This is a genomic window from Pantoea sp. SGAir0175, assembly GCF_043547855.1.
Map to the genome: position 1 here is coordinate 3,138,801 of NZ_CP028081.1, position 24,089 is coordinate 3,162,889.

A 24,089-nucleotide genomic window follows, 5' to 3' on the forward strand; every position below is an offset into this window, starting at 1 on the left:
TTTCTTTTTTTTCCCTTAAAAGCGTTAACGCTGAAAAACTGCGATATGCTGCACGGGTCAATCATCCCTTAGTAATACCTTTCTCTTTTTACATTTTTCGGCGACAGGATGCGCCGAGCTATTTTTACCCGCAGTAATAAAATCACAAATTAACATTGAATAACTGGGATCCTGTTATGTCTGTACCTGTTTCGCTGCGCTATCGTCCGGATATCGATGGTCTGCGCGCTGTCGCCATTATATTGGTTGTGCTGTTCCACTGCGGCGTCAGCGCTGTGCCGGGCGGCTTTATTGGCGTCGATATATTTTTCGTTATTTCCGGCTTTTTAATTGGCGGTATTATCAGTAAAGAAATTACCGCCGGCACCTTCTCGTTTTATCAGTTTTATTTACGCCGCATCCGGCGTATTGCACCCGCCCTGTTTTTTATGCTGATGGTATTGCTGCTGCTCGGTTATCTGCTGTTATCACCGCTGGAATTAAGCCAGCTGGCAAAATACAGCATGGCGGTGTTTCTCTCGGTGCCCAATATGCTGTTACTGAAGAGCGGCGACTATTTCAGTGCGGATGCCGATCTCAATCCGCTCCTGATGACCTGGTCGCTGGGCATTGAGGAGCAGTTCTATATCGTGCTGCCGTTTGTTCTGCTGCTGGCCGTGCGGCTGCGGCGCACAATGACCGGCGTGGTGCTACTGCTCAGCCTGCTGTCGCTGGCCGGCTGCCTGTGGTTAACGCCCCTCTCCAGCACTCAGGCGTTTTATCTGCTGCCAACCCGCGCCTGGGAACTGGGTGCCGGCGTGCTGCTGGCGCTGTGGCAACCCCGCCCCGTCACCGGCCGGCTGGCCAGCCTCTGTCATCTTGCTGGCTGGCTGTTGATCATCGGTGCCACGCTGTTACTCAGCCATAGCGATCGCTTTCCTGGCTGGCTGGCGCTGCTGCCGGTGCTGGCGGCCTGTCTGATGATCGGTGCACGCAGCCCGCTCAATCAGCGGCTGCTGGAGAACGCGCCGATGCGCTTCATCGGTAAAATTTCCTACTCGTGGTATCTGTGGCACTGGCCGCTGCTCAGTCTGGCACGCATCTGCAGCGATCGACCGCTCAGCATCTGGCAGGCGTTGAGCATCTGTGCCGTTGCGCTGGTCATCGCCTGGCTCTCCTGGCGCTTCGTCGAACAGCCATTCCGTCGGGCGCGCAGCGGTACGCGCTGGCTGATCCCCGGCTACTGCGCCTCGTCGCTGCTGGCAGCCGGTGCCATGGTGCTGCTGTGGCAGAGCGGTGGCCTGAAATCGCGCGTCAGTGAAGCGGTGATGCTCGGCGACGAATGGAAAGTCGCCGCCCAGCGCGATCCCTGCCTGCTGGATTACGGCGCCACGCGGCCCGCCCGCGATGCGCAGTGCCAGCCGCAGAGTGATACACCGGCGATAGCGCTGATTGGCGACAGCCATGCCGCCGCGCTGGCGGCCAACGTCGCCGATTACGCCCGGCGGCAGCAGAAACCGCTGTTTCAGCTGACCAAAGCCTCCTGCCCTTTCCTGCTTGACGCCACGCGCGCGATGCCGCAAAAACCGCAGCATGCACAGCAGTGCCTCGATTTTAATCAGCGGGTTTTGCCGATCATCCTGAGCGATAAAATAGACGAAGTGGTGATCAGTGCGTTCTGGGCGGCGGGCCTCAGCGAGCAGCCGGGCAGCGGATTCCGCAGTCTCCGCGATCCGGCGCAGGACAATCTGCAGGCGCTGAAAAGCGGGCTCGATACCGTGGTGGCGCAGCTGCTGGCGGCGGGGAAAAAGATCACCCTGATTGACGATGTGCCGACCATCACGCTCGATCCGCTGCGCTACAGCCATAACCGCAATATGCCGCTGCGCCGCAGCCTGAATAGCTGGCTCAGCGCGCAGGATGGCGCGGCGCTGGCGGCGGAACGCACGCAGCAGATGCAGATGCCAAACGCATCGGTGGCAGAGCTGTTAAAGAACTATCAGCAGCGCGGCGTGCGCGTGTTGTCACTGCAGGAGACATTGTGTAATGCGCAGGGTTGTCTGGTCACCCATCAGGGCATGCCGCTCTGGTACGACAACAATCACCTGAATCCGTACGGCGGAGAGATGGCGCTGGGGAAAAACTGGTAATGCACCGCGGGCGAAGTCTCGCTTCGCCCGCGGTAAAGCTTCTTACGCTTTACGTTTCTTCGCCAGCGGCCACGCCAGCAGCAGCAGAACAATCCACGCAAACCCGACGTACAGCGAGATACGCGTATCCGGGAAGTAGCCAATCAGCGCGATGATAAAAGCAAGGAACAGCACCCCCACCCACGCCGTAGCGCTGCCGCCCGGCAGAGCAAACTGCAGCTTACCGGCCTGCTCTTTGCCGATTTTGTGGCGGAACGCGATCTGCGACAGCAGAATCATAATCCACACCCACACGGTGGCAAACGTCGCCAGCGAGGCAATCACCAGGAACACTTTTTCCGGCATCAGATAGTTGAGGTACACTGCCACCAGCATGGCAAGCATCATCACCAGCACCGTGACCCACGGAATGCCGCGATTCGACACCTTCATAAACATCTTCGGCGCATGACCCTGCTGCGCCATACCGTGCAGCATGCGGCCGACGCCAAACACATCGCTGTTAATCGCCGACAGCGAGGCAGTCAGCACCACAAAGTTCAGAATGGAGGCGGCGGCGGCGATGCCGAGGTGCTGGAAAGTCAGCACGAACGGGCTGCCTGCGGTACCGACCTGGTTCCAGGGATAGATCGACATGATCACAAACAGCGTGCCGACATAGAACACCAGAATACGCAGCGGTACGGAGTTGATGGCACGCGGGATCGATTTCGCCGGATCTTTAGCTTCGCCGGCGGTGATACCAATGATCTCAATGCCGCCGTAGGCGAACATCACCATCTGCAGGGACAGCAGCATGCCGACGATACCGTGAGCAAAGAAGCCGCCGTTGGTCCACAGGTTATGGATGCCGGTCGGCTGACCGCCGTTGCCGATGCCCCAGAAAATCATGCCGAAACCGGCCACGATCATGATGATGATGGTGGCGACTTTGAAGAAGGAGAACCAGAACTCCACTTCGCCAAACACCTTCACGCTCATCAGGTTGATGGCACCAATGATCAGCACTACCGACAGCACCCAAATCCAGTGCGGCACCTCCGGGAACCACACGCCCATGTAGATACCAAAAGCCGTGACGTCGGCGATCGCCACAATCAGGATTTCAAAGCAGTACGTCCAGCCGGTGATATAGCCCGCCAGCGGTCCGAGGTAATCCTGCGCGTAGCGTGAAAACGAGCTGGCCTGCGGATTGTTAACCGACATCTCGCCCAGCGCGCGCATAATGATATACGCCACGGCGCCGCCGATGATGTAGGCCAGCAGTACGCTGGGGCCTGCCATTTTGATGGCATCTGCCGAGCCGTAAAACAGCCCGGTGCCGATCGCCGATCCCAGCGCCATAAAACGGATGTGGCGCGTGCTCAGTCCGCGTTTGAGCTTATTGGTTTCTTGCATAACAAACAGTACCTGTGGAAATGAAAAAACCACGGGCAAGCCCGTGGTCGGAATTAACAGCGATGTCGCTTACTGGTGAACGGCAACCTGCTCACGCCCTTTCACCCGATCAACCACCGCAGCAATCACCAGCATCGCCAGCGACGGCGGCAGCCAGGAGAGACCCTGATCGGCCAGCGGCAGATGCTGGCTAAACAGCGGCAGCGCATCTTTAAAGCTGGTGGTTTTGATGGCGTCGACGATACCAAACAGCAGGCTGATCAGCATGGTTGGCGCAATGATGCGCGTGCTGCGATTCCACCAGCTCAGGGTAAAGCTCAGTACCACCAGTACGATGCACGGCGGATAGATAGCCGTCAGCACCGGAATCGAAATCTGAATCAGGTGGCTGAGACCGAGGTTCGACACCAGCATGGCGAACAGGCCCAGAATAAACACCAGCGCTTTATACGACAACGGCAGATATTGCGCAAAGAATTCTGCGCAGGCGCAGGTCAGGCCAACCGCCGTGACCATACAGGCGACGAAAATCAGTGCGGCGAGGAAGACGCTGCCCATGCCGCCGAAGGTCTGCTGCACGTAAGCGTGCAGAATCGCCGCGCCGTTGGCGTTCTGATCGACAATCGCGCCGCTGCCGGAGCCCAGCTTGAACAGGCTGAGGTACACCAGCGTCAGGCCAACACCGGCGATCACGCCGGCCAGCATGGTATAGCGCGTCAGCAGTTTGCTGTCTTCCACGCCACGTGAACGCGCCGCATTAACGATGACAATACCGAACACCAGCGCGCCGAGCGTATCCATGGTCAGATAGCCGTTCACGAAACCGCTGGAGAAGGCCGCACGCTGGTAGTCGGCGGTGGCCGGCGAAATGCCGCCAGCCGGCCACAGCAGCGCCGCGACGCCCAGAATGGTCAGCGCGACAATTTTCAGCGGCGCGAGGAAGTGGCCGACGGTGTCCAGCAGCTTGCCCGGATAGAGCGAAATGCCGATCACCAGCGCGAAGTACACCAGGCTATAGATAAACAGCGGCAGCGGGCCGTCGCCGGTCAGCGGCGCAATCCCGACTTCAAATGAAACGGTCGCGGTGCGCGGCGTGGCAAACAGCGGGCCGACGGCGAGATAGCACACGGTGGCGAGCAGCAGACCGGCCGCTTTACCAATCGGTGAGCTGAGCGCATCAATACCGCCGCCAACGCGCGCCAGCGCGATCACGGTCATCACCGGTAAACCAACCGCGGTGATCAGGAAGCCGAAGGCGGCAATCCAGACATGTTCACCAGACTGAATACCGACCATAGGCGGGAAAATGATGTTTCCTGCGCCAACGAACAGGGCAAAGGTCATGAAGCCCAGCGCCAGGATATCCCTGGAGGTTAAACGATGTGTCATAAACTTCTGTACTGCCTGTAGCTGATGTTGCGGTGGAAGTTGGGTTTGTGTTGTCCCCTGAATGCGCGAAAACAATGGCTTAACTGGCTTGACCAGTGCGTTATGCGGGCCGAATCGGTACAGCGCAGGTGATTTAAACTGCTTTTCTTCTGTTCACAGAGGGATGAATCGACAACGGCGCAAATTAAAACGTTTATAGCGAAGAAAGGCAATACGGGATCGGAAAACCAGAAGGATATAACAGGAAAGCGTCAGAACGCAGTGGATAAGCAGGAAATAGTCGGAAAACACCTGAGATGATTTGCTTAAAGTTTCTGCAAAGCGGGCGATATCCTTGCAGAAAACGCCGCAGGGATGCACAAAAGGCGCGCTTTACGCGCCTGTTTGCACAACTTTACAGCATCACCACACCTGTTGTGCGATGTCGACAACCAGACGAATCTTCTGCCACTGCTGCGCTTCGGTCAGGCTGTTGCCCTCTTCCGTTGACGCAAAGCCACACTGCGGGCTGAGGCAAATCTGGTCGAGGCTGACAAACTGCGCCGCTTCCTGCAGGCGCGCCTTTACCTGTGCAGCGTCTTCCAGCTCGCCGGTTTTGGTGGTAATCAGCCCTAATACCACCTGCTGATGACCGGGTTTGATGAAACGCAGCGGCTCAAAGCCACCGGAGCGCTCATTATCGTACTCGAGGAAAAACGCGTCGATGTTCACGCTGCCAAACAGAATTTCCGCCACCGGCTCGTAGCCGCCTTCCGAGATCCAGGTCGAGCGGAAGTTACCACGACACACGTGCAGACCGACGGTGAGATCCGCCGGTTTATCTTCCAGCGCGCGATTCAGCACCTGCGCATAAATGCGCGCCAGCTGTTGCGGATCTTCACCGCGCTCGCGGATTTGCTGCTGCTGATCGCCTGAACACAGGTACGCCCACACGGTGTCATCCAGCTGCAGATAGCGGCAGCCAGCGTCGTAAAACGCCTTGATCGCCTCTTTGTAAGTCTTTGCCAGATCGGCGAAGTACTGCTCCAGATCCGGATACACCGTGGCATCAATCACTTTACGGCCGCCGCGGAAGTGCAGCACGCTCGGGCTGGGAATGGTCATTTTCGCCACCGCATCGCCGGCCACGCTTTGCAGGAAGCGGAAATGGTCCAGCATCGGATGCTGCGGGTTAAAAGCGACTTTGCCGGTGACCTTCACGCCGTGCGCTTTGGTCTGCACGCCGTTGAACTGAATGCCCTGATCGGCCTCAAACAGCTCGACGCCGTGCAGATGGCCAAAGAAATCAAAGTGCCACCAGGCGCGGCGGAATTCACCGTCGGTCACCACCTGCAGACCGCTGGCGCGCTGCTGCTCCACCACCTGGCGAATCGCATCGTCTTCTACCTGACGCAGCTGGTCGGCGCTGAGAGTGCCACTGGCGAACTGCTCGCGTGCATGCTTAATGGCAGCGGGACGCAGAAAACTGCCGACGGTATCGGCGCGGAACGGGGCGGTGTTGCGTTGCATATTCACTCCTGCACTGGCGCATAATTGCGTCAGGGTATAATTGCGTACGGTTATTTTTGGCCATCTGGATGGCTATATGTCCATAAGAGTGACATGCCGCCCTGCCGGCGGCAATAGAAGAAAATTCAGGGGACGTGAAAAAAATTCATGATCGGTCAGCGTGAATTAGTTTTGCGCAATCGCCGCGCGCGCCTGCGCGATCTGGCTGTCGGACAGCGGCAGGTAGCCGGCCTCCGTTACGCGGCGCTGGCCCTGCGCAGAGAGCACCTGCTGCAGAAAGGCGGCGACCAGCGGCGGCAGCGGTTTGCCGGGCGCCTTGTTAGCGTAAATATACAGCGGGCGCGACCACGGATAACGGCCGCTGCGGATCGATTCGGCATCTGGCATAACGCTGTCGCCGCTGGCGGTGACGATTGGCAGGGTTTTCACGCCGCTCAGGTGAAATCCAAAGCTGGCGTAGCCGATGCTGTTCGGCGTGCTGGCGACCGCCTGCACCACCGCCGCCGAGCCGGGAAACTCCGCGACGTCAGCGCGGAAATCGCCGCGACACAGCGCCTGCTGCTTGAAAAAGCCCCAGGTGCCGGAAGCGGAGTTACGGCCAAAGCGCTGAATACTGCGCGTTGCCCAGTTCGCCGTATGCAGGCCAACATCGCCCCAGCGCTGTGGCACCTGCTGTGCGCCGCATAGCCGCGTCACGGAGAACAGCGCATCCAGCTGCGGCTGACTGATGGACGGCAGCGGATTGTCCTGATTAACCACCACCACCAGCGCATCCATCGCCACCGGCACCGCCAGCGGTGCATAGCCATAGCGCGCGATAAACAGCTGACGCTCATCCACCTGCATCGGCCGGCTCATAGCGCCAAGCTGAGCGGCCCCGGCGGCCAGCGCGGTCGGCGCCGTCGACGATCCCGCCGCCTGCACCTGCACGTTGACACCCGGCGACTGACGGCTGAAATCTTCGCCCCACAGCGTCATCAGATAGCCCAGCGTGTCCGAGCCCACGCTGCTCAGGTTGCCGGTCAGCATGCTTTGCTGAGCCGTCGCCAGCAGCGGGCACAGTAATAAAAGAGAGAGCAGCAGCGATTTCATCACAGAGTCCGGTGGCGTTTACTGCGCCACATTCTCGCGGATTCCGTTCGCCACAATCAAGCGCGGTGGCAGCACGAAGCGGAAGCAGGTTTCCTGATGCGGCACGCTGCTGATCTCCAGCCGCGTGGTGTGGTGGCCGAGCGCGTGCTTAACAATGGCCAGCCCCAGCCCGCTGCCGCCGGTGGCGCGCGAGCGCGCTTTATCCACGCGGTAGAAGCGTTCGGTCAGGCGCGGCAGATGCTCCTCGCTGATGCCGGGCCCGTTGTCGCACACTTTAAATTCGGCGCCCTGTTTGGTGCGCAACCAGCTGATGTCGATGCGCGTGCCGTCCGGCGTGTGGTTCACCGCGTTATACACCAGATTGGAAATCGCGCTGCGCAGCTGTTCATCATTGCCGAACACCTTCAGGTGCGGATCGGTGTGGAAATGGATGCTGTGACGGCCCTGGCTGAGGGTTTCCGCCTCGCGCTGTAACAGCAGCAGCATGGTCGGCACATCCACCGTCTCTTTCAGGTCAATGGCGGGGGCCGCTTCGATGCGTGACAGCGTCAGCAGCTGCTTCACCAGGCTGTCCATGCGTCGCGTCTGCTCCTGCATGGTACTGAGCGCCTTGCTGCGGGTGCGCTCGTTCATCCCGGCATCGTCCATCATCTCCAGATAGCCCTGCAGCACCGTCAGCGGGGTACGCAGTTCATGGCTGACGTTGGCGAAGAAGTTACGTCGCGCCCCTTCCAGCTGGTGCATCTGGGTGACGTCACGCGCCACCATCAGCCACTGCCCTTCGCTGTAAGGCATGACGCGGAACTCCATGTGATGCTGATTATTGAGCACCAGCGTCAGCGGCTTGTTGAAGTCGCGCTGGCGGATATAGCGGGAGAATTCAGGGTAGCGCAGCAGGTTAAGGATATTCTGGCCGTTATCTTCCGGCCAGCGCAGCCCGAGATGCTGCTGGGCCAGACCGTTACACCAGAAAATGGTGCCCTCTTCGGTGGTGAGCACCACCGCGTCCGGCAGCGATTCAGCCCCGCTGCGAAAGCGTTTGATCAGATTGCCCAGCTCGCGCCGGCGGCGGCGATTGCGCAACTGCATTTGATACAGGCCGTAAAACAGCGGTTCCCAGCTGCCGCGCCCGGTGGGCGGCGTCATTGAACGATCAATCCACAGCCAGTGCGACAGCCGCATCAGATTTTTGAAGTGCCAGAACAGCACGCCGCACACGGCCAGTAACAGCCACCACGGCAGATAGCCAACCAGCAGACCCAGCACCAGCGCAGGCAGACACACCAGCGCCAGCTCGGTCAGTAATCTCTTCCAGGAGAGTCGTTCCAGCACGGTAAAAGACTCCGTTTAGTAGCGGGCAGAGAAACGATACCCTGTTCCGCGAACGGTTTGTACCATGCGATCGTGGCCGGAAACTTCCAGTGCTTTACGTAAACGACGGATATGCACATCCACGGTGCGGTCTTCCACATACACGTTAGTGCCCCACACGTGATTCAGCAGCTGTTCGCGGCTGTATACGCGCTCTGGATGCGTCATAAAGAAGTGCAGCAGTTTGTATTCGGTCGGCCCCATTTCCAGCGGCGTGGTTTCGGACATCACGCGATGCGAGGAGGGATCGAGGCTCAGCCCCTGCATCTCAATCACCTCTTCCACCGCCATCGGTGAGATACGGCGCATCACGGCTTTAATGCGCGCCATCAGCTCTTTGGGCGAGAACGGCTTGGTGATGTAATCATCGGCGCCCACTTCCAGCCCGCGCACGCGATCTTCCTCTTCGCCGCGCGCCGTCAGCATCATCACCGGAATATCACGCGTCATGGCTTCACGCTTTAAATGTTTGATGAACTGAATGCCGCTGCCGCCGGGTAACATCCAGTCCAGCAGAATCAGATCTGGCCAGGGTTCGATCAGCTTGCCAATCGCGCTGTCATAGTCCTCAGCCTCAATCGGCTGGTAATCGTTTTGTTCCAGCACGAAACATAACATTTCACGGATGGGAGCTTCGTCTTCCACAACCAAAATGCGCTTAGCCATTATTACTCCTGCGATTGTGACGGCATGTCACGGGGGTTTGCGGCGCCATTATGCGTCAGTTTTGTGACACTTTTATGAAAAACCCACCTCATGATAATCAGATAAAAAGCGCAATTGTGACAACCGGTTTCGCTTTTTTTTCATTGCGTTGTTAAGCGGTTATACTGCCGCTTTGCGATAGCAGGCACGGAGCATTCATGCGAATTATTCACACCGCTGACTGGCATCTCGGTCAGTTCTTTTACAGCAAAAGCCGCGCCGCCGAGCACCAGCAATTCCTCGACTGGCTGCTGGCCGCGATTGTGCAGCATCAGGTGGATGCACTGATCGTCGCTGGCGACCTGTTTGATACCGGTTCGCCGCCCAGCTACGCGCGCGAACTGTTTAACCGTTTCGTGGTGGCGCTGCAGCCCAGCGGCTGCCAGCTGATTGTGCTGGCCGGCAACCATGATTCGGTCGCCACGCTGAATGAATCGCGCGAGCTGCTGGCCTGCCTCAATACCCGCGTCATTACCAGCGCCACGCCCGGCGGCGAGCAGCAGGTGCTGACGCTGCAACAGCGCGACGGCACGCCGGGGGCGCTGCTGTGCGCCATTCCCTATCTGCGTCCGCGCGACATCCTGCGCAGCCAGGCGGGTCAGTCCGGTCGCGATAAGCAGCTGTCGCTGCTACAGGCGATTGAGCAGCACTATCAGCACTGTTATGCCGCCGCCGTGGCGCAGCGCGAAGCCATGGACAGCGCGCTGCCGATCATCGCCACCGGGCATCTCACCACCGTGGGTGTCAGCAAGAGCGATTCGGTGCGTGATATCTACATCGGCACGCTGGACGCCTTTCCGGCGCAGGCCTTCCCGCCAGCCGACTACATTGCGCTGGGCCATATACATCGCGCGCAGCGCATCGCCGACAGCGATCACATCCGCTACAGCGGTTCGCCGATTGCGCTCAGTTTTGATGAGCTGGGACGTGAGAAAAGCGTATTCCTGCTGGAATTTAGCACCCGGCTGGAGTCCGTCACACCGCTGGTTATTCCGTCATTCCAGCCGATGCAGATGTTAAAAGGCGCGATGGCGGAGATCGAACAGCAACTGACCGCGTTTCACACCTATGAAGGCGATCTGCCGGTGTGGCTGGATATCGAAATCACCACTCAGGAGTACCTGAGCGATCTGCAGCGCCGCATCGAACAGCTAACCGACGCGCTGCCGGTTGAGGTGCTGCTGGTGCGCCGCAGCCGCGATCAGCGTCAGCGCAGCCTGGCGCGGCTGGAGAACGAAACCCTGAGCGAACTGAAAGTTGAAGAGGTCTTTGCCCGCCGGCTGGCGCTGGAGGAGCAGCTGGAGGATGAACAGCGCGCGCAGTTAACGCAGCTGTTTCGCAGCACGCTGGCGACGCTGGAGGATCCGGGCGCATGAAAATTCTGACGCTGCGTTTTAAAAACCTCAACGCGCTGCGCGGCGAGTGGTTTATCGATTTCCGCCGCGAGCCGTTTGCCAGCAACGGGCTGTTCGCCATCACCGGCGCCACCGGCGCGGGTAAAACCACGCTGCTGGATGCCATCTGTCTGGCGCTCTATCACCAGACGCCGCGCCTTGGTGGCCTGTCGCAGAGCGAAAATCAGCTGATGACGCGTGACACCGCTGAGTGCCTCGCCGAAGTGGAGTTTGAGATCAAAGGTGAAGCCTGGCGCGCCTTCTGGAGCCAGAACCGCGCGCGCGGCCTGGCGGAAGGTAAACTGCAGGCGCCGCGTGTCGAACTGGCGCGCGTGGCGGACAACCAGATCGTCGCCGATAAAGTCGGTGACAAGCTCAAAGCCATCGAAACCTTGTCCGGTCTCGATTTTGCCCGCTTCACCCGTTCTATGATGCTGTCGCAGGGGCAGTTTGCCGCCTTCCTCAATGCCAAACCCGGCGAGCGCGCCGAGCTGCTGGAGGAGCTGACCGGCACCGAAATCTACGGCCACATCTCGATGCAGATCTACGAGCGCTGGCGCACGGCGCGCGCGGCACTCGACACGCTGCGCGCCCGCGCCGGTGCGGTGCAGTTGCTCGACGACGCCCGCCGCGCCGAACTGGCGCAGCAGCTGGAGCAGCTGACCCGCACCGAACAGGATCTGAGCGAGCAGCTGGCGCAGGCCCAGCAGCAGCAGCAGTGGCTGACGCAGCAGCAGCAGCTCAACGCGGAGCAACAGCAGGCGCAGCAGGCGTTGCAGGCTGCCGCCACGGCCTGGCAGCAGGCGGAAGGCGATCGTCAGCGGCTGGCGCGTGCTGAACCGGCGGAGAAGCTGCGCGACAAACTGCAGCAGCGCGAACAGCTGCAGCGCGACCAGCAGACACTGAACCAGCAGGCGCAGCAGTTACAGCAGCAACAGCAACAGGCGCAAGCGGCGCTGCAGCAGGGTGAAAGCCACTATCAGGCCGCACAGCAGGCACGTGAACGCGCGCTGGCCGAACAGCAACAGCTGGAGACGCTGCTGAGCGAACAGGTGATCCCGCTCGATCAGCAGATCGCCAGCCGTGCACAGCAGCTTGAGCAGCAGCAGGCGCTGCTGAGCGAACAGCAAAAAACGCTGTTACTCAGCCAGCAGGCGCTGGATCAGCATCAGCAGGCAAGTGAACGCTTACAACAGCAGCTGGCGCAGCAGCAGGCGTTTCGCCTGAGTGAAGCCGCTGTCGCCCGCTGGGGCGGCGAACTGGCGCGCTGGCAGGCCGAACTCGCCCGGCTTGAAGAGCGTGAGCAAACGCTGACGCAGCTCAGCGCGCAGCAGCAACAACTGCAAAGCCAGCTCGAACAGCAGCAGCAGGCGCTGCAGGCGCGCGAACAGGCGGCACAGCCGCTGCAACAGGCAGAAGCCGCGGCACAGCAGCAGCGCCAGCAGGCGGAGCAGGTGCTTACTTCGCTGGAAGCGGAGATCGCCAGCCCGGCGCTGCGGACGGCGCTGGCGCAGCATCAGCAGCAGCGCGGCGCACGTCAGCAGCTCAGCCTGCTGGCGGCACAGTGGCAAACGCTCCAGCCGCAGCGCCAGCAGCGTCAGCTTAAACTGCAGCAGTTACAGCAGCATGCTGAGCAGGAAGCGCTGGCGTTGCAGCAGCTGCGCGAGGAGTACAAGCGCGAGCATCAGACGCTGCTGGATGTGCGTCGCCTGTGCGAGCTGGAGCGCACCATTATTCAGCTGGCCGACGAGCGGGCCCGGCTGCAGCCGGAACAGCCCTGCCCGCTGTGCGGCTCCTGCCAGCATCCGGCCATCGACCGCTACCAGCAGTTGCAGCCAGATGAAAATCAGCAGCGGCAGGCGGCGCTGGAAACGCACGTGGCGCAGCTCAGGGAAGCCGGCACCGCGCGGGGCGAGCAGCTTAAACTGTCGCAGCAGCAACAGCAGGCGCTGCAACAGGAAATCGCCGATCTCGACCAGCAGATCGCCGCCACCCGCGAGCGCTGGCAGGCGCTGTGCGGTGAGCTGGCGCTTACCTTCAGCGCTGAACAGCACGCAGAATTCAGCGCCTGGCAGCAGCAGCAGGACGCGCTCGAAGCCCGCCAGCAGCAACAGTTGCAGGCGCGTGAACAGGCGGCCGTCACGTTGCAGCAGGCCAAAGACGCGCATCTGCAACAGCAGCAGCGCTGGCAGCAACATCAGCAGCAGCAACAGCTGGCACAGCAGCAGCTGGCCAGCGCCCGGCAGCAGCGGGATGAGATCGATCAGCGCGTCAGCGGTGAACGGCAGGCATGGCAGCAGCAACAGCAGCAGCTGGAACAGCAGCTGGCTGCCCATCAACTTAGCCTGCCGGCAGCGCCCGAGCGCGCCGGCTGGCTGCAAACGCTGCAGCAGCGCTGGCAGCAGTGGCAGGAAAGTGAGCGGTTACTTGCTGAGCTACAGCCGCAGCTGGCGAAAAGCGAAACGGAAGGCAGCAGCCTGCAGCACGCTCTGGCGCGTGAACAGCAGCAGGTCGCCAGCCTGCAGCAAGCCCTTAACCACCTGCAACAGCAGCAGCAGGCCCAGCAGCAGCAGCGCCAGCAGCTGTTTGGCGACCGGCGCGTGGCGGACGCGCGTCAGCAGCAGCACGCCACGCTGCAACAGCATGACCAGGCGCTGGCGCAACAGCTGCAGCGCTGGCAGCAGGCGCAAAGCGAACTGCACGGCCTGAAAGGTCAGTATGAACAGATTGTCAGCCAGCAGCAGACGCTGGCGCAGCGCGCAGCGGACGCCGAAAGCGCCTTCCGGCAGGCATTGCTGCTCAGTGATTTCGCTGACGAAAGCGCCCTGCGCGCCGCGCTGCTGGCGGAAGATGAGGTGCAGACGCTGCGCCAGCGGCTGCAAACGCTGGAGCAGCAGCATCAGCAGCACACCGCGCTGCATGCCAGACTGGCGCAGCGGCTGAGCGATCACCAGCAGCAGCGCCCGGCTGCGCTCAGCGATGCCGATGCTGGCTCCATCGCCATCCGGCTGGAGCAGCTGCGCGTGGCGCTGCGTGACAACGCACGCCAGCAGGGGGAAGCGCAGCAGCAGCTGCACAGCGATACCCGGCAGCGTCAGCAGCAGCAAACGCTGCTGGCGCAGATCGCCGCTGACGAAGCGGAACTGGCACAGCTGAGCCGCCTCAACGATCTGATCGGGTCGGCCAAAGGCGACAAGTTCCGCCGCTTTGCTCAGGGCTTAACCCTCGATCATCTGGTGTGGCTGGCAAACCGCCAGCTCGATCGCCTGCACGGCCGCTATTTATTGCAGCGCCGCGTCAGCGATGAGCTGGAGCTGGAAGTGGTGGATACCTGGCAGGCCGATGCCACGCGCGACACGCGTACGCTGTCCGGCGGCGAGAGCTTCCTCGTCAGCCTCGCGCTGGCGCTGGCGCTGTCCGATTTGGTCAGCCATAAAACGCGCATTGAATCACTGTTTCTCGACGAAGGCTTCGGCACGCTGGATGCCGAAACGCTGGACACCGCGCTGGATGCGCTCGATGCGCTCAACGCCAGCGGGAAAACCATCGGCGTGATCAGTCATGTGGAAGCGATGAAAGAGCGTATCCCGGTGCAGATCCGGGTGCGTAAAATGAACGGGCTCGGCTACAGTAAACTGGAGCTGCCGGGCGAGTGATGCGTGAAGTGGCGCGGCGATCAGCTGATCGCCGCGCCAGCGAGATTAACGCGTAACCGGCGCTTTGTAGCGCGGACCGGCCAGCAGACCACCCTGCTCGTTCTGCGCTAACAGACGCGCGCTGGTGACACCGGCAATGGTGTGCGCTTTGTCACCCGCGTTGCTGGCGATCTGTTTGATCGCCGCCGACACCAGCATGCCAATGATGCCGCCGTTGCTGTTGTTGCTGTTCTCAGAATCATTGGCGGTGGCCATGCCCTGCCACAGCTCTTTACCGCTGCGCAGATCAACCAGACGGGCAGTGGCCGAGACCGTGGTCACCGAATCAACCACCAGATAGCTGCTGCCATAATCGGTAATCGAAATGTACAGTGCGCTGTCTGCGTTGAAGATGTCATGCAAGCGCTTCGTGCTCACCGCCTGAATTTCATGCCCGTTGCTCAGGCCGTTTTGCTGGAAGGTCTCTTCCACCACCGCCACCGGGAACACGTAGTAACCCGCTTCCGCCAGCGGCTGGGTCACCAGCGAGGTGAAGCTGTGCGAGGCGTTGATATCCGGCGCACGGTTATCGGCAGGCAGCACCAGAATTGATGCCGGCTTACTGGCACGGAAGGCGCTGTAGTCATACGGTTTCTTATTCTGGGCACAGCCGGTCAGCAGCAGCGCCGCGAATACGCCGCACACGGCAATCAGTTTTTTCATTGGTTCACTCCTTTTTTCTTCATCAGAAAGTCCATGTACGGCGCCGATTCCGGAAACAGCTGCTTCTCAAGGGCGAACTGGCTGAAAGCTTTATCCGTATTGCCGTTTTTGGCGTACAGCAGGCCCAGCTGGGCGTGCAGACCCGGTGCTACCGGCTTGTTCACCGCTTTGGCCTTTTCGATATCCAGATTCAGCGCATCAATCTGCTTCTGCGGATCGCTGTCTTTCTGGTAATAGCTGTAGACCTGCTGCTGGTAATCACCCCAGTAGTAGATCGGCTCCGGTCCTTTTGGCGCACAGCCGGCCAGCACGCCTGCCGCGATCAGCGCGGCGCTCAGTTGCAGTAATTTCATCGTCAATATCCTTATTTCACCGGGCGCCATGCGCCATTATTGATGCCATCCACCAGGTGGTCGACCGCTTCACGGATCGCCAGATCCATCACTTTGCCGTTCAGGGTAGAGTCATAGCTGGCGGTGCCGCCAAAGCCGATCACCTCACGCGCTGACAGCTGGTATTCACCCGCGCCCTGCACGCTGTACACCACTTCTGAAGTGGTCACATCCACCACATTCAGGTTCACTTTGGCGTAAGCGATCTGGCTTTTACCGCGCCCGAGGATGCCCCACAGCTGCTGGTCGCCCACTTCTTTGCGCCCGAACTCGGTGATGTCACCGGTGATGATGTAGTTAGCGCCCTTGATGTTCTGCTGGCTGTGTTTGAAGTCGGCTTCCTGCTGCAGCTCTTTCAGGTTGCTGCGATCCAGCACGTTGAAGCGATTGGTCTGCTGCAGATGCGTGATCAGAATGGTTTTGGATTGGTTGCCCAGACGATCAACGCCGTCGGAGAAAATCCCATTCATGTATGACGAACGGTTATCAAACTGTCCCACCGCGATTGGGCTGCGCACGCCCTGATAAGCCGGCTGGCTTGCGGCGCGAACCTGAGGCGCGTCGATAGCGCGTGACGACTCGGTGGCACAGCCACTGAGCAGCGCGGCGCTTAACAAGGAGAGTGCCGCAAAGGCATATTTCTTCTGCATTTCTGGTCCATGAATAAAGGAAGGGATAACACCGCCACCAGGCGGCAAATTCTGGTTATGCCGACAGTCAGAGTAATGCCATAGCATTCCCTGCTGCGGTCTGTAGACTGTCGGCAGCAGCGCCAGGAATCTTTAGCGAAAATGCAGGCTTATTAATGAATTTAATTAATCGATTAGCGAGACTATCAGGTGGGTTAGTGATGATGGTGGGGCTCAGCGCCTGCCAGCAGGTGTCCGCGCCAGCCCCCAGCCTGGCCAATCAGTGCCAGCCGCAGGGCGATGCTGACAGCGCCGCCTGCCACTGGAGTGAAGCACTGCAGCAGCAGCTCAATAAGCAGTTTCACGATGCGGCGCGCTATGCCGGACAGCAGTGCTGGGTGCGCCTGGAGTGGCAGAACAGTGGGCGCTACGCGGTGACGCAAACCCAGGGCGACGAAGCGCTGTGTTTGCGCGCGTGGCAGCTTATTGGTCAGTCGCGCGGCTTACCGCCTCCGCCGCAGCGCGACCAGCCAGCGTGGTTTGGCTTTGCGCCGCACCGGCCTGACTTACCAGCCCATCCTGGCGCCACTGGCGCGGGCTGATGCCGAACCAGCGGCGGAAGGCGCGGGAAAACGCGCTGACCTCGGAATAGCCAAGCAGCAGCGCCATCTCCGAGATCGGCAGCTGTCTTTGCTGCAGATAGTGCGTGGCCATTTCGCAGCGCACCTTATCCACCAGCGCGCTAAAGCTGATGCCCTCTTCGCGCAGGCGTCGCTGCAGCGACCAGCTCGACAACCCCATTTTGCCGGCGATCTCCTCCAGTACCGGTTCGCCCTGAATGAGCGTCAGGCTGACCTGTGAACGCGCCTGTTCGACCACGCTCTGCACGCTGGCGCTGCTGTTGAGGCGGCGAATGGCATCCTGCATCACCATCAGCAGCATCGCATCCTGCTCCGGCATGGCGCGCTGCAGGTCGCGTTTCGCGATCAACAGTGAGTTAAACGGCTGATCGAACCAGACCGGCGCATCAAACACTTTGCAGTGCTCGTGCCACTGCTCCGGACGCGGATGTTCAAAGTGCACCTCGCGCGGCGCCCAGTTTTTGCCCGCCACGTGGCGAATCAGGTTGAGGAACATGCCGAGCGTCAGCTCCGCATCCTGACGGCGTGCCAGGATCGCTCCGTGGCGCACCTGATAATCGAGCCGCCAGCAGTCGCCCTTGTCCACCAGCCGCGTCAGCGTATCGTGCTGGTGCCAGGGAAACGCGTTCACCACATTGTGCAGCGCCTGCTCCAGCGTCGGCGAGCACAGTCCGATGTAGCCAATTAACCCTAATGACTGCGGTTTGAACTGCCTGCCGTAATGCAAACCGAAGTTATCAAAGCCGGAGTGGCGCGCCGCTTCTTCCATCACGCGGCAATAGTTCACCAGCCCGAGGCTCAGTGTCGGGCTGGCCAGCAGTTCAGAATCGATACCGCTGATGCCAAAGATGCGATCGACATCGCCGCCTTTATCCGTAATGAAGGCGCTCAGACCAGTCGCCGCCGCGGCCAGAACGCCACGGTTGCTGGCGGGTGTGGCAAACGCGCTGAAGGCATCAGCAGCAGAGATGAGTGATTGCATGGGAACCTCTCAGGGATCGCGCGGATAACAGAATGAAGGGATCCAGCAATTTTCATACCAGCGTCACCGCGCCCGCGTCAGCGCGCCTATAAACGCCAGCGCGCGCTATCCGCAGGCACCCGATCAGCACATCAGCGCGCGCCGCTGCCCTCTGCTGGTGCAGGTCACGCGCCTACCGGCAGCTGGCTGCTCTCAAGATAGCGACGGCACAGCCGCACCGAATGGCTGGCCCAGTGCGGCCCGAGGCTGAGCGCCATCTCGGTATCGGCGTGCGTGCCCATCCACGCCGTCATCTGGATACGACGCTGGATCAGCAGCGTCGGCACCAGCGCCATCTCAGCATCGCTGATGTGCGCCACGCGTTCATAGCCGAGGATCCAGTTATCCACCCACTCCGCCGCACGCGGATGGTGCTCGACGAAACTGATCGCGGCCGCCAGATCGTGCAGATACCAGCCCATGCCGCAGTCGTCGAAGTCGATCACCCGGGTTTCGCCTTTGTGCAGCAGCAGATTGGTCAGACGCAGATCGGCGTGGATCAGGCCGTAGCGATCGCGCTCTTTACCAAATTCCGCCAGCGCCTGCCCGGCACGCTCCACCGCCGCTGCGATAATGCCGTGATCGGCCGGATCGAGATGCGGCGCATCCTGCCAGCGCCCCCAGTGGCTGTGCTCGCTGACCATGGTGTGATGATCCCAGATAATGCGCTGAAAACCTTCGGGTTTCTGCCAGCTGCGGCTGTGCTGATGCAGGCGCGCGGTGATGGTCCCGAGCTGCTGAAAGGCTTTGGGATCGACGTCGGTGGTCGGCATCTCGCCGTCAATCCAGTGGAACAGCACCGCATGACGCGTGCTGCCGTCCGCCAGCGTCAGCGTCAGCACGCTTTCACCGTCGCGCGCCGGGATGGCCTGCGGCACCATGATGCCGGTCTCGCGCAGCGCATCAAGCCACATCAGTTCACTGAGAATATCCGCTTTGCTGTGGTAATCCGGCCGGTGCAGGCGCAGCGCGTAGCGTTTGCCGCCGGCACGCAGCAAAAAGGTGGCGTTCTCCGAACGGCACAGTAATTGCAGCTCACCGTGCAGCGCGGCGGGATAGCAGGCCAGCGCACGTTGCGCCAGCAGGGTGATCTCGGCATCGGTCAGGGATTCGGCTTGTTTGGCGCTCATTCATCACTCTCCAGCATCAGTCTCTATAAACCAGTGTTATCAGCATGGGATGAGGTCGTCCTGACTGCCTGACCGCAGAACAGCAAAAGTTGACCGCAGCGTACAGCCCGCGCTTTTTCTGGCAGCGAGTTGACCGCAGAGGACAAAACTCACTGCGCCGGCGTCAAGTTTTCCCGTCCCGGGCAGCGGCATTATCCCTTCACTGTAGCGCAAACCCACAATAGCGCGGTGCCAACGCCGCACAACAAGCATGACGGGGAGATGAAGATGACAGGCAAACTAAAACCCACGCTGGGCACCCTGCATTTATGGGGTATTGCGGTTGGACTGGTGATTTCCGGTGAGTATTTCGGCTGGAGCTATGGCTGGGGCGTGGCCGGGACGCTGGGATTCCTGATCACCACCGCGCTGATCGCCACGCTTTATACCTGCTTTATTTTTAGCTTTACCGAACTGACCACGGCGATTCCGCATGCTGGCGGGCCGTTCGCTTACAGCCGTCGGGCATTTGGCGAAACCGGTGGTCTGATTGCCGGTCTGGCGACGCTGATTGAGTTCGTGTTCGCCCCGCCGGCCATCGCCATGGCGATTGGCGCCTACCTCAACGTGCAGTATCCCGATCTCAACCCCAAAACGGCGGCGGTCGGGGCTTATCTGTTGTTTATGGCACTGAATATTCTCGGCGTGAAGCTGGCCGCGATGTTCGAACTGGTGGTGACGGTGCTGGCAGTGCTGGAGCTGCTGGTGTTCATGGGCGTGGTATCGCCGGGTTTCAGCGTCGCTAACTTCGCCGCCAACGGCTGGGCTGGCAGCGATCATTTTGGCATGCCAGCGCTGTCCGGCATCTTTGCCGCCATCCCGTTCGCTATCTGGTTTTTCCTCGCCATTGAAGGCGCGGCCATGGCGGCCGAAGAAGCCAAAGATCCGAAGCGCACCATCCCGAAAGCCTATATCAGCGGCATTCTTACCCTGGTGGTGCTGGCGATTGGCGTGATGCTACTGGCCGGCGGCGCGGGCGACTGGCGCAAGCTGTCGGACATCAACGATCCGCTGCCGCAGGCGATGAAGATGATCGTCGGGGAGCACTCTAACTGGATGCATATGCTGGTATGGATCGGCCTGTTTGGCCTGGTCGCCAGCTTCCACGGCATCATCCTTGGCTATTCGCGCCAGTTCTTTGCCCTGGCGCGCGCGGGCTATCTGCCGCCCAGCCTGGCGAAGCTGTCGCGCTTCCAGACGCCACACCGCGCCATCATCGCCGGCGGTGCCATTGGTATCGCCGCCATTTACAGCGACGGACTGATCAATCTGCAGGGCATGACGCTGACGGCGGCGATGATCACCATGGCAGTGTTCGGCGCGATTGTGATGTACCTGATGAGTATGCTGAGCCTGTTTAAGCTGCGCCGCAGCGCACCGGATCTGGAGCGCAGCTTCCGTGCGCCGGGCTATCCGCTGGTACCGGGCATCGCACTGGTGCTGTCGCTGGTGTGTCTGGTGGCGATGCTGTGGTTCAACCCGGTAATCGGCGGATTGTTTGTGGCGATCATGGTGCTCGGCTACCTTTACTTCCTCGCCACCAAAGCCCAGCGCGAGCGCGCACCGCAGGATTCCATGCTGGTCGGTGAGTAACAAACGCATCGCCCCTGCCCTTCAGGCAACGGAGGCGGGTACACAGAGCCCTTTGTGTACCCGTCTCTTTCTGTCTCACGTGATAAATCCATCCCACCACAGCACCGCTCCGGTCTTGCTGCTGTGATACCTTTTTTGCATGACGAAAATGACAATTCATTACGCGTAATCGGGGTGCAACAATCAAAAAAACCACAAAAGGAGCCACTATGCACACCCGACATTTATCGCAAACCCTGACTGTCAGTTCGATCGGCTATGGTGCCATGGGACTGAGCGAATTTTATGGCCAGACAGACGACCACGCTTCACTGCAGCTGTTACACACGCTTATCGACCTGAATATCACGTTTATCGACACCGCGGATATGTACGGGCGGGGCCATAATGAGCGGCTGATTGGCCACTTTCTTGCCGGTCTGGATAACACCACGCGTGAGCAGTTTAACATTGCCACCAAGTGCGGAATCGATCGCCCTGCGGACCAGGCTTATGCCCGGACGATTAACAACCAACCTGACTACATCACCCGCTGCTGTAATGAATCGCTTAAAAGGCTTGGCGTTGAGCGCATCGATCTGTTCTATCTTCACCGCGTGAGCCAGGTTACGCCGATTGAAGAGAGCATGGAATGCCTGAGCCGCCTCGTTAAAGCGGGTAAGATCAACCACATTGGCCTGTGTGAGGTTTCTGCTTCAACCCTGCGCCGGGCCCATGCCATTCACCCGCTCACTGCCCTGCAAACCGAATATTCACTGTGGACGCGCGATATCGAAGCTGAGATTCTGCCGGTGGTGAAAGAGCTGGGTATAGGTTTAGTTCCCTACTCTCCGCTGGGCAGAGGGTTTCTGACCGGAAAGTATCGTCATAACAGCGACTTCGCTGAGGGTGATTTCCGCAAAAATAATGCGCGCTTTAGTCAATCCAGCCTCGACCATAACGCCCAGCTTCTTGACGCGGTGCACCCGCTTGCTGAAAAGTACAGCTGCACGCCGGGGCAGATTGCGCTGGCCTGGCTACTGGCGCAGTACGACAAGCTGATCCCCATTCCGGGAACGAAACAGACCCGCTATCTGGCGGAAAATGCGCAGGCCGCCGATATCGTGCTGGAACAGGCAGATATCGCCTTACTGAACGCTATCCACCAGCATATTGAGATAAAGGGCGAGCGCTATTCTCAGGAAGGGATGAAAAGCATTAATGCCTGAAGCCCTGGCCGGGTAACGCCCGGTCAGGATGTCTGACGTAGTGCCGGCCAGACCGATTAACCCCATATCCTGCTGATCTTTAGCGGGGTAGAATAACGTCTTTGATTACCCGGATGGACTCTATGGCGACGGCAGAACACCTGATCAGCAACCATCTCCCCAGCGTGAAACAGCTTCAATGCTTTCTTGCGGTTGCGCACGAGCTGAACTTTCGCCGGGCCGCCGAACGGCTCAGAATGACTCAGCCTCCGCTAACCCGACAGATTAAGCGCCTTGAAGCCGTGCTGGAGCAGCCGTTGTTTAGCCGCAGCACCCATGACGTCAGTCTGACGGACGCTGGCCGGGCGCTGGTAATCAAAGCGGAGAAGATCCTTCAGGCGCTGAATGAACTCAAGCCTGGCTCGCTTTCTTCAGAAAAGCGCCTGCGTATCGGCCTCACCCGCACGCTGAATTTTGCACTGATTGCGCCCATTCACCAGCAACTGCTGAAACTGGACGCCGCCGACGATGTGGAAACGCCCGATCTGACGTCTGCGCAGTTGCTGCAGTGTCTGGCAAAAAACCGCCTGGACCTGGTACTGACGGGCGAAAGGGCAACCGGCCACGAAGATACCGTGCAGTACCAGTGGATCGGTCGTGAGCCTTTGCTGGTAGCAATGCCGGCCAGACATCCGGCCAGCCTGAAAGAAAAAGTCTCGCTGGAAGCTATCGGTGATTTACCGCTGTTCTGGTTTGCCAGAAGCGCAAATCCGTCATTCTACGATAAATGTGAACGCTTGTTTTCACAGCTCCACACCCCGCTTAAAAGAGTTAAAGAGCCCGATGATTCACTGGTTATGCTGACACACATTGCCAGAGGAAAAGGCTTTGCCCTGATGCCGCAGTCAAAATGTACCTTTCATCAGGAAGGGTTGTGTTATCGCGCACTGGCTGACGATGAAGCGCAAAAACTGCATATCGATATTTATGCCGCCATCCGACTGAATGAAAACCGGCCGGCCGTGCTGCATGCGCACGATATCGTGTGTCACGCCGGTCAGTTAAGACAAAACTGACCCGCTTCGGCCGCCCTCTTCCGCTGGAAGAGGGGTTAAGCACGCATAAAGCGCCGTGATGCTACCCTTTCACCGGCCACAGCCAGGCGGCACCACGCACGCCGCTGGAGTCACCGTGCACCGCTTTCAGCACCGGCGTTTCGCACTCGCGTCCGAACACCCACTGTTTCATCAGCGTCGGCACCGTTTGGTACAGCCGATCGTTGTTGCTCATGCCGCCGCCGAGCACAATCACATCCGGATCGAGCAGGTTAACCACCTGCGCCAGCGATTTGGCCAGCCGCGTTTCATAACGGCTCATCGCCAGCTCGGCCACCGGATCCTGCTGTTCGATCAGCCGGATGATCTCCGCGCCCTTCAGCGCCTGTCCGCTGAGACGCTGATAATCAATGGCGAAGCCAGTGCCGGAGACAAACGTCTCAATACAGCCCTGCAGCCCGCAGTAGCACGGCACTTCCGCGCGATAACGCAGTTCGTCTTCATCCATCCACGGCAGCGGATTGTGCCCCCACTCGCCTGCGTTACCGTTACCGCCAATGCGTGATTCACCGTTGATGGCCACGCCTGCGCCGGAACCGGTGCCAATGATCACCGCAAACACCAGCGGCTGGCCTGCGCCTGCGCCATCAACCGCTTCGGAAACCGCCAGGCAATTCGCGTCGTTGGCGATGCGCACGTCACGATTCAGCGCACGCGCCAAATCTTTGTCCAGCGGCTGGCCGTTGAGCCACGTCGAGTTAGCATTTTTTACCCGCTGGGTATAAGGAGAAATCGTGCCGGGAATGCCGATGCCGACCGTCCCCTGCTGCCCGGTCTGCGCTTCCGCCAGCAGGACTAAATCGACAATCGCCTGCACCGTGGCCGCGTAGTCGTCACGCGGGGTATTCACGCGGTGGCGAAACAGCTCCTCGCCCTGGTCAGACAGCGCAATCACTTCAATTTTGGTGCCGCCTAAATCAATACCGATACGCACGATTTATTCCTCATTATTCGTTCAGGTGACAGATACAGTAGAAGGCTGAATCGGGAAAGGCAA

19 protein-coding genes are annotated in these 24,089 nt (G+C 60.0%); 7 read left to right on the top strand and 12 right to left on the bottom strand.

Features of this window, described 5'->3' with window-relative positions; all coding sequences use genetic code 11:
- Nucleotides 1-176: 176 nt before the first annotated feature.
- Nucleotides 177-2,129, top strand: coding sequence for an acyltransferase family protein (locus C1N56_RS14800; protein ID WP_394516813.1), 1,953 nt, complete (start codon nt 177-179; stop codon nt 2,127-2,129).
- A 42-nt stretch (nt 2,130-2,171) separates the two neighbouring features.
- Here the strand turns inward: C1N56_RS14800 and proY are convergent, their stop codons facing one another.
- The 6 genes from proY to phoB all read right to left on the bottom strand — a co-directional run bounded on the left by proY (nt 2,172) and on the right by phoB (nt 9,554).
- Entirely contained in the window at nt 2,172-3,527 is a 1,356-nt protein-coding gene (gene proY / locus C1N56_RS14805; protein WP_058775216.1) for a proline-specific permease ProY, read from the bottom strand.
- A 69-nt stretch (nt 3,528-3,596) separates the two neighbouring features.
- Nucleotides 3,597-4,916, bottom strand: a complete 1,320-nt coding sequence (gene brnQ, locus C1N56_RS14810) for a branched-chain amino acid transporter carrier protein BrnQ (RefSeq protein WP_021507147.1) — start codon at nt 4,914-4,916, stop codon at nt 3,597-3,599.
- A gap of 402 nt (nt 4,917-5,318) precedes the next feature.
- Nucleotides 5,319-6,425, bottom strand: a complete 1,107-nt coding sequence (locus C1N56_RS14815; RefSeq protein WP_394516814.1) for a cobalamin-independent methionine synthase II family protein — start codon at nt 6,423-6,425, stop codon at nt 5,319-5,321.
- Nucleotides 6,426-6,590: 165 nt separating this feature from the next.
- Nucleotides 6,591-7,517 carry a PstS family phosphate ABC transporter substrate-binding protein gene (locus tag C1N56_RS14820; RefSeq protein WP_132466411.1) on the bottom strand — a complete coding sequence of 309 codons (927 nt, stop codon included), beginning with the start codon at nt 7,515-7,517 and terminating at the stop codon, nt 6,591-6,593.
- A gap of 18 nt (nt 7,518-7,535) precedes the next feature.
- Nucleotides 7,536-8,849 (bottom strand): phosphate regulon sensor histidine kinase PhoR, encoded by a 1,314-nt coding sequence (gene phoR, locus C1N56_RS14825; protein WP_021507144.1) that lies wholly within the window; start codon nt 8,847-8,849, stop codon nt 7,536-7,538.
- 15 nt (nt 8,850-8,864) lie between these two features.
- Nucleotides 8,865-9,554 carry a phosphate response regulator transcription factor PhoB gene (gene phoB, locus C1N56_RS14830; RefSeq protein ID WP_021507143.1) on the bottom strand — a complete coding sequence of 230 codons (690 nt, stop codon included), beginning with the start codon at nt 9,552-9,554 and terminating at the stop codon, nt 8,865-8,867.
- Nucleotides 9,555-9,751: 197 nt separating this feature from the next.
- Here phoB and sbcD point away from each other — a divergent pair, with 197 nt between their 5' ends.
- Both sbcD and C1N56_RS14840 read left to right on the top strand, forming a co-directional pair.
- A complete protein-coding gene (sbcD, locus tag C1N56_RS14835; protein ID WP_136547694.1) occupies nt 9,752-10,969 on the top strand; it encodes an exonuclease subunit SbcD in 1,218 nt (405 codons plus the stop codon).
- Nucleotides 10,966-14,643, top strand: a complete 3,678-nt coding sequence (locus tag C1N56_RS14840; protein ID WP_394516815.1) for an AAA family ATPase — start codon at nt 10,966-10,968, stop codon at nt 14,641-14,643. The genes sbcD and C1N56_RS14840 overlap by 4 nt, the downstream gene beginning before the upstream one ends.
- Nucleotides 14,644-14,688: 45 nt before the next feature.
- Here C1N56_RS14840 and C1N56_RS14845 read toward each other — a convergent pair whose 3' ends face one another.
- From C1N56_RS14845 to C1N56_RS14855, 3 genes are read right to left on the bottom strand one after another with little or no spacing between them, the layout of a single operon-like run.
- On the bottom strand, nt 14,689-15,345 hold the full coding sequence (locus C1N56_RS14845) for a DUF799 domain-containing protein (RefSeq protein WP_021507140.1): 657 nt from the start codon (nt 15,343-15,345) through the stop codon (nt 14,689-14,691).
- Nucleotides 15,342-15,698 carry a DUF4810 domain-containing protein gene (locus C1N56_RS14850; RefSeq protein WP_021507139.1) on the bottom strand — a complete coding sequence of 119 codons (357 nt, stop codon included), beginning with the start codon at nt 15,696-15,698 and terminating at the stop codon, nt 15,342-15,344. The genes C1N56_RS14845 and C1N56_RS14850 overlap by 4 nt, the downstream gene beginning before the upstream one ends.
- 11 nt (nt 15,699-15,709) lie before the next feature.
- The gene (locus tag C1N56_RS14855) at nt 15,710-16,387 is read right to left on the bottom strand and encodes a CsgG/HfaB family protein (RefSeq protein ID WP_021507138.1); all 678 of its coding nucleotides are present in this window, start codon (nt 16,385-16,387) and stop codon (nt 15,710-15,712) included.
- A 200-nt stretch (nt 16,388-16,587) separates the two neighbouring features.
- On the opposite strand from C1N56_RS14855, the gene C1N56_RS14860 reads away from it, so the two are divergent.
- Nucleotides 16,588-16,968 (top strand): cell envelope integrity TolA C-terminal domain-containing protein, encoded by a 381-nt coding sequence (locus C1N56_RS14860; protein ID WP_233210676.1) that lies wholly within the window; start codon nt 16,588-16,590, stop codon nt 16,966-16,968.
- Here the strand turns inward: C1N56_RS14860 and C1N56_RS14865 are convergent.
- Both C1N56_RS14865 and C1N56_RS14870 read right to left on the bottom strand, forming a co-directional pair.
- On the bottom strand, nt 16,850-17,989 hold the full coding sequence (locus C1N56_RS14865; RefSeq protein ID WP_058757980.1) for an AraC-like transcriptional regulator QhpR: 1,140 nt from the start codon (nt 17,987-17,989) through the stop codon (nt 16,850-16,852). The genes C1N56_RS14860 and C1N56_RS14865 overlap by 119 nt on opposite strands.
- 164 nt (nt 17,990-18,153) lie before the next feature.
- Nucleotides 18,154-19,158, bottom strand: a complete 1,005-nt coding sequence (locus tag C1N56_RS14870) for a phosphotransferase enzyme family protein (RefSeq protein WP_058757981.1) — start codon at nt 19,156-19,158, stop codon at nt 18,154-18,156.
- A 267-nt stretch (nt 19,159-19,425) separates the two neighbouring features.
- On the opposite strand from C1N56_RS14870, the gene eat reads away from it, so the two are divergent.
- From eat to C1N56_RS14885, 3 genes are all read left to right on the top strand, one after another.
- The gene (gene eat, locus C1N56_RS14875) at nt 19,426-20,790 is read left to right on the top strand and encodes an ethanolamine permease (protein WP_031279644.1); all 1,365 of its coding nucleotides are present in this window, start codon (nt 19,426-19,428) and stop codon (nt 20,788-20,790) included.
- 209 nt (nt 20,791-20,999) lie between these two features.
- Nucleotides 21,000-21,998, top strand: coding sequence for an aldo/keto reductase (locus tag C1N56_RS14880; RefSeq protein ID WP_260641410.1), 999 nt, complete (start codon nt 21,000-21,002; stop codon nt 21,996-21,998).
- A gap of 122 nt (nt 21,999-22,120) precedes the next feature.
- The gene (locus tag C1N56_RS14885) at nt 22,121-23,053 is read left to right on the top strand and encodes a LysR family transcriptional regulator (protein WP_278707836.1); all 933 of its coding nucleotides are present in this window, start codon (nt 22,121-22,123) and stop codon (nt 23,051-23,053) included.
- A 61-nt stretch (nt 23,054-23,114) separates the two neighbouring features.
- Here the strand turns inward: C1N56_RS14885 and mak are convergent, their stop codons facing one another.
- Nucleotides 23,115-24,026, bottom strand: coding sequence for a fructokinase (gene mak / locus C1N56_RS14890; RefSeq protein WP_021507130.1), 912 nt, complete (start codon nt 24,024-24,026; stop codon nt 23,115-23,117).
- Between the last annotated feature and the right edge of the window lie 63 nt (nt 24,027-24,089).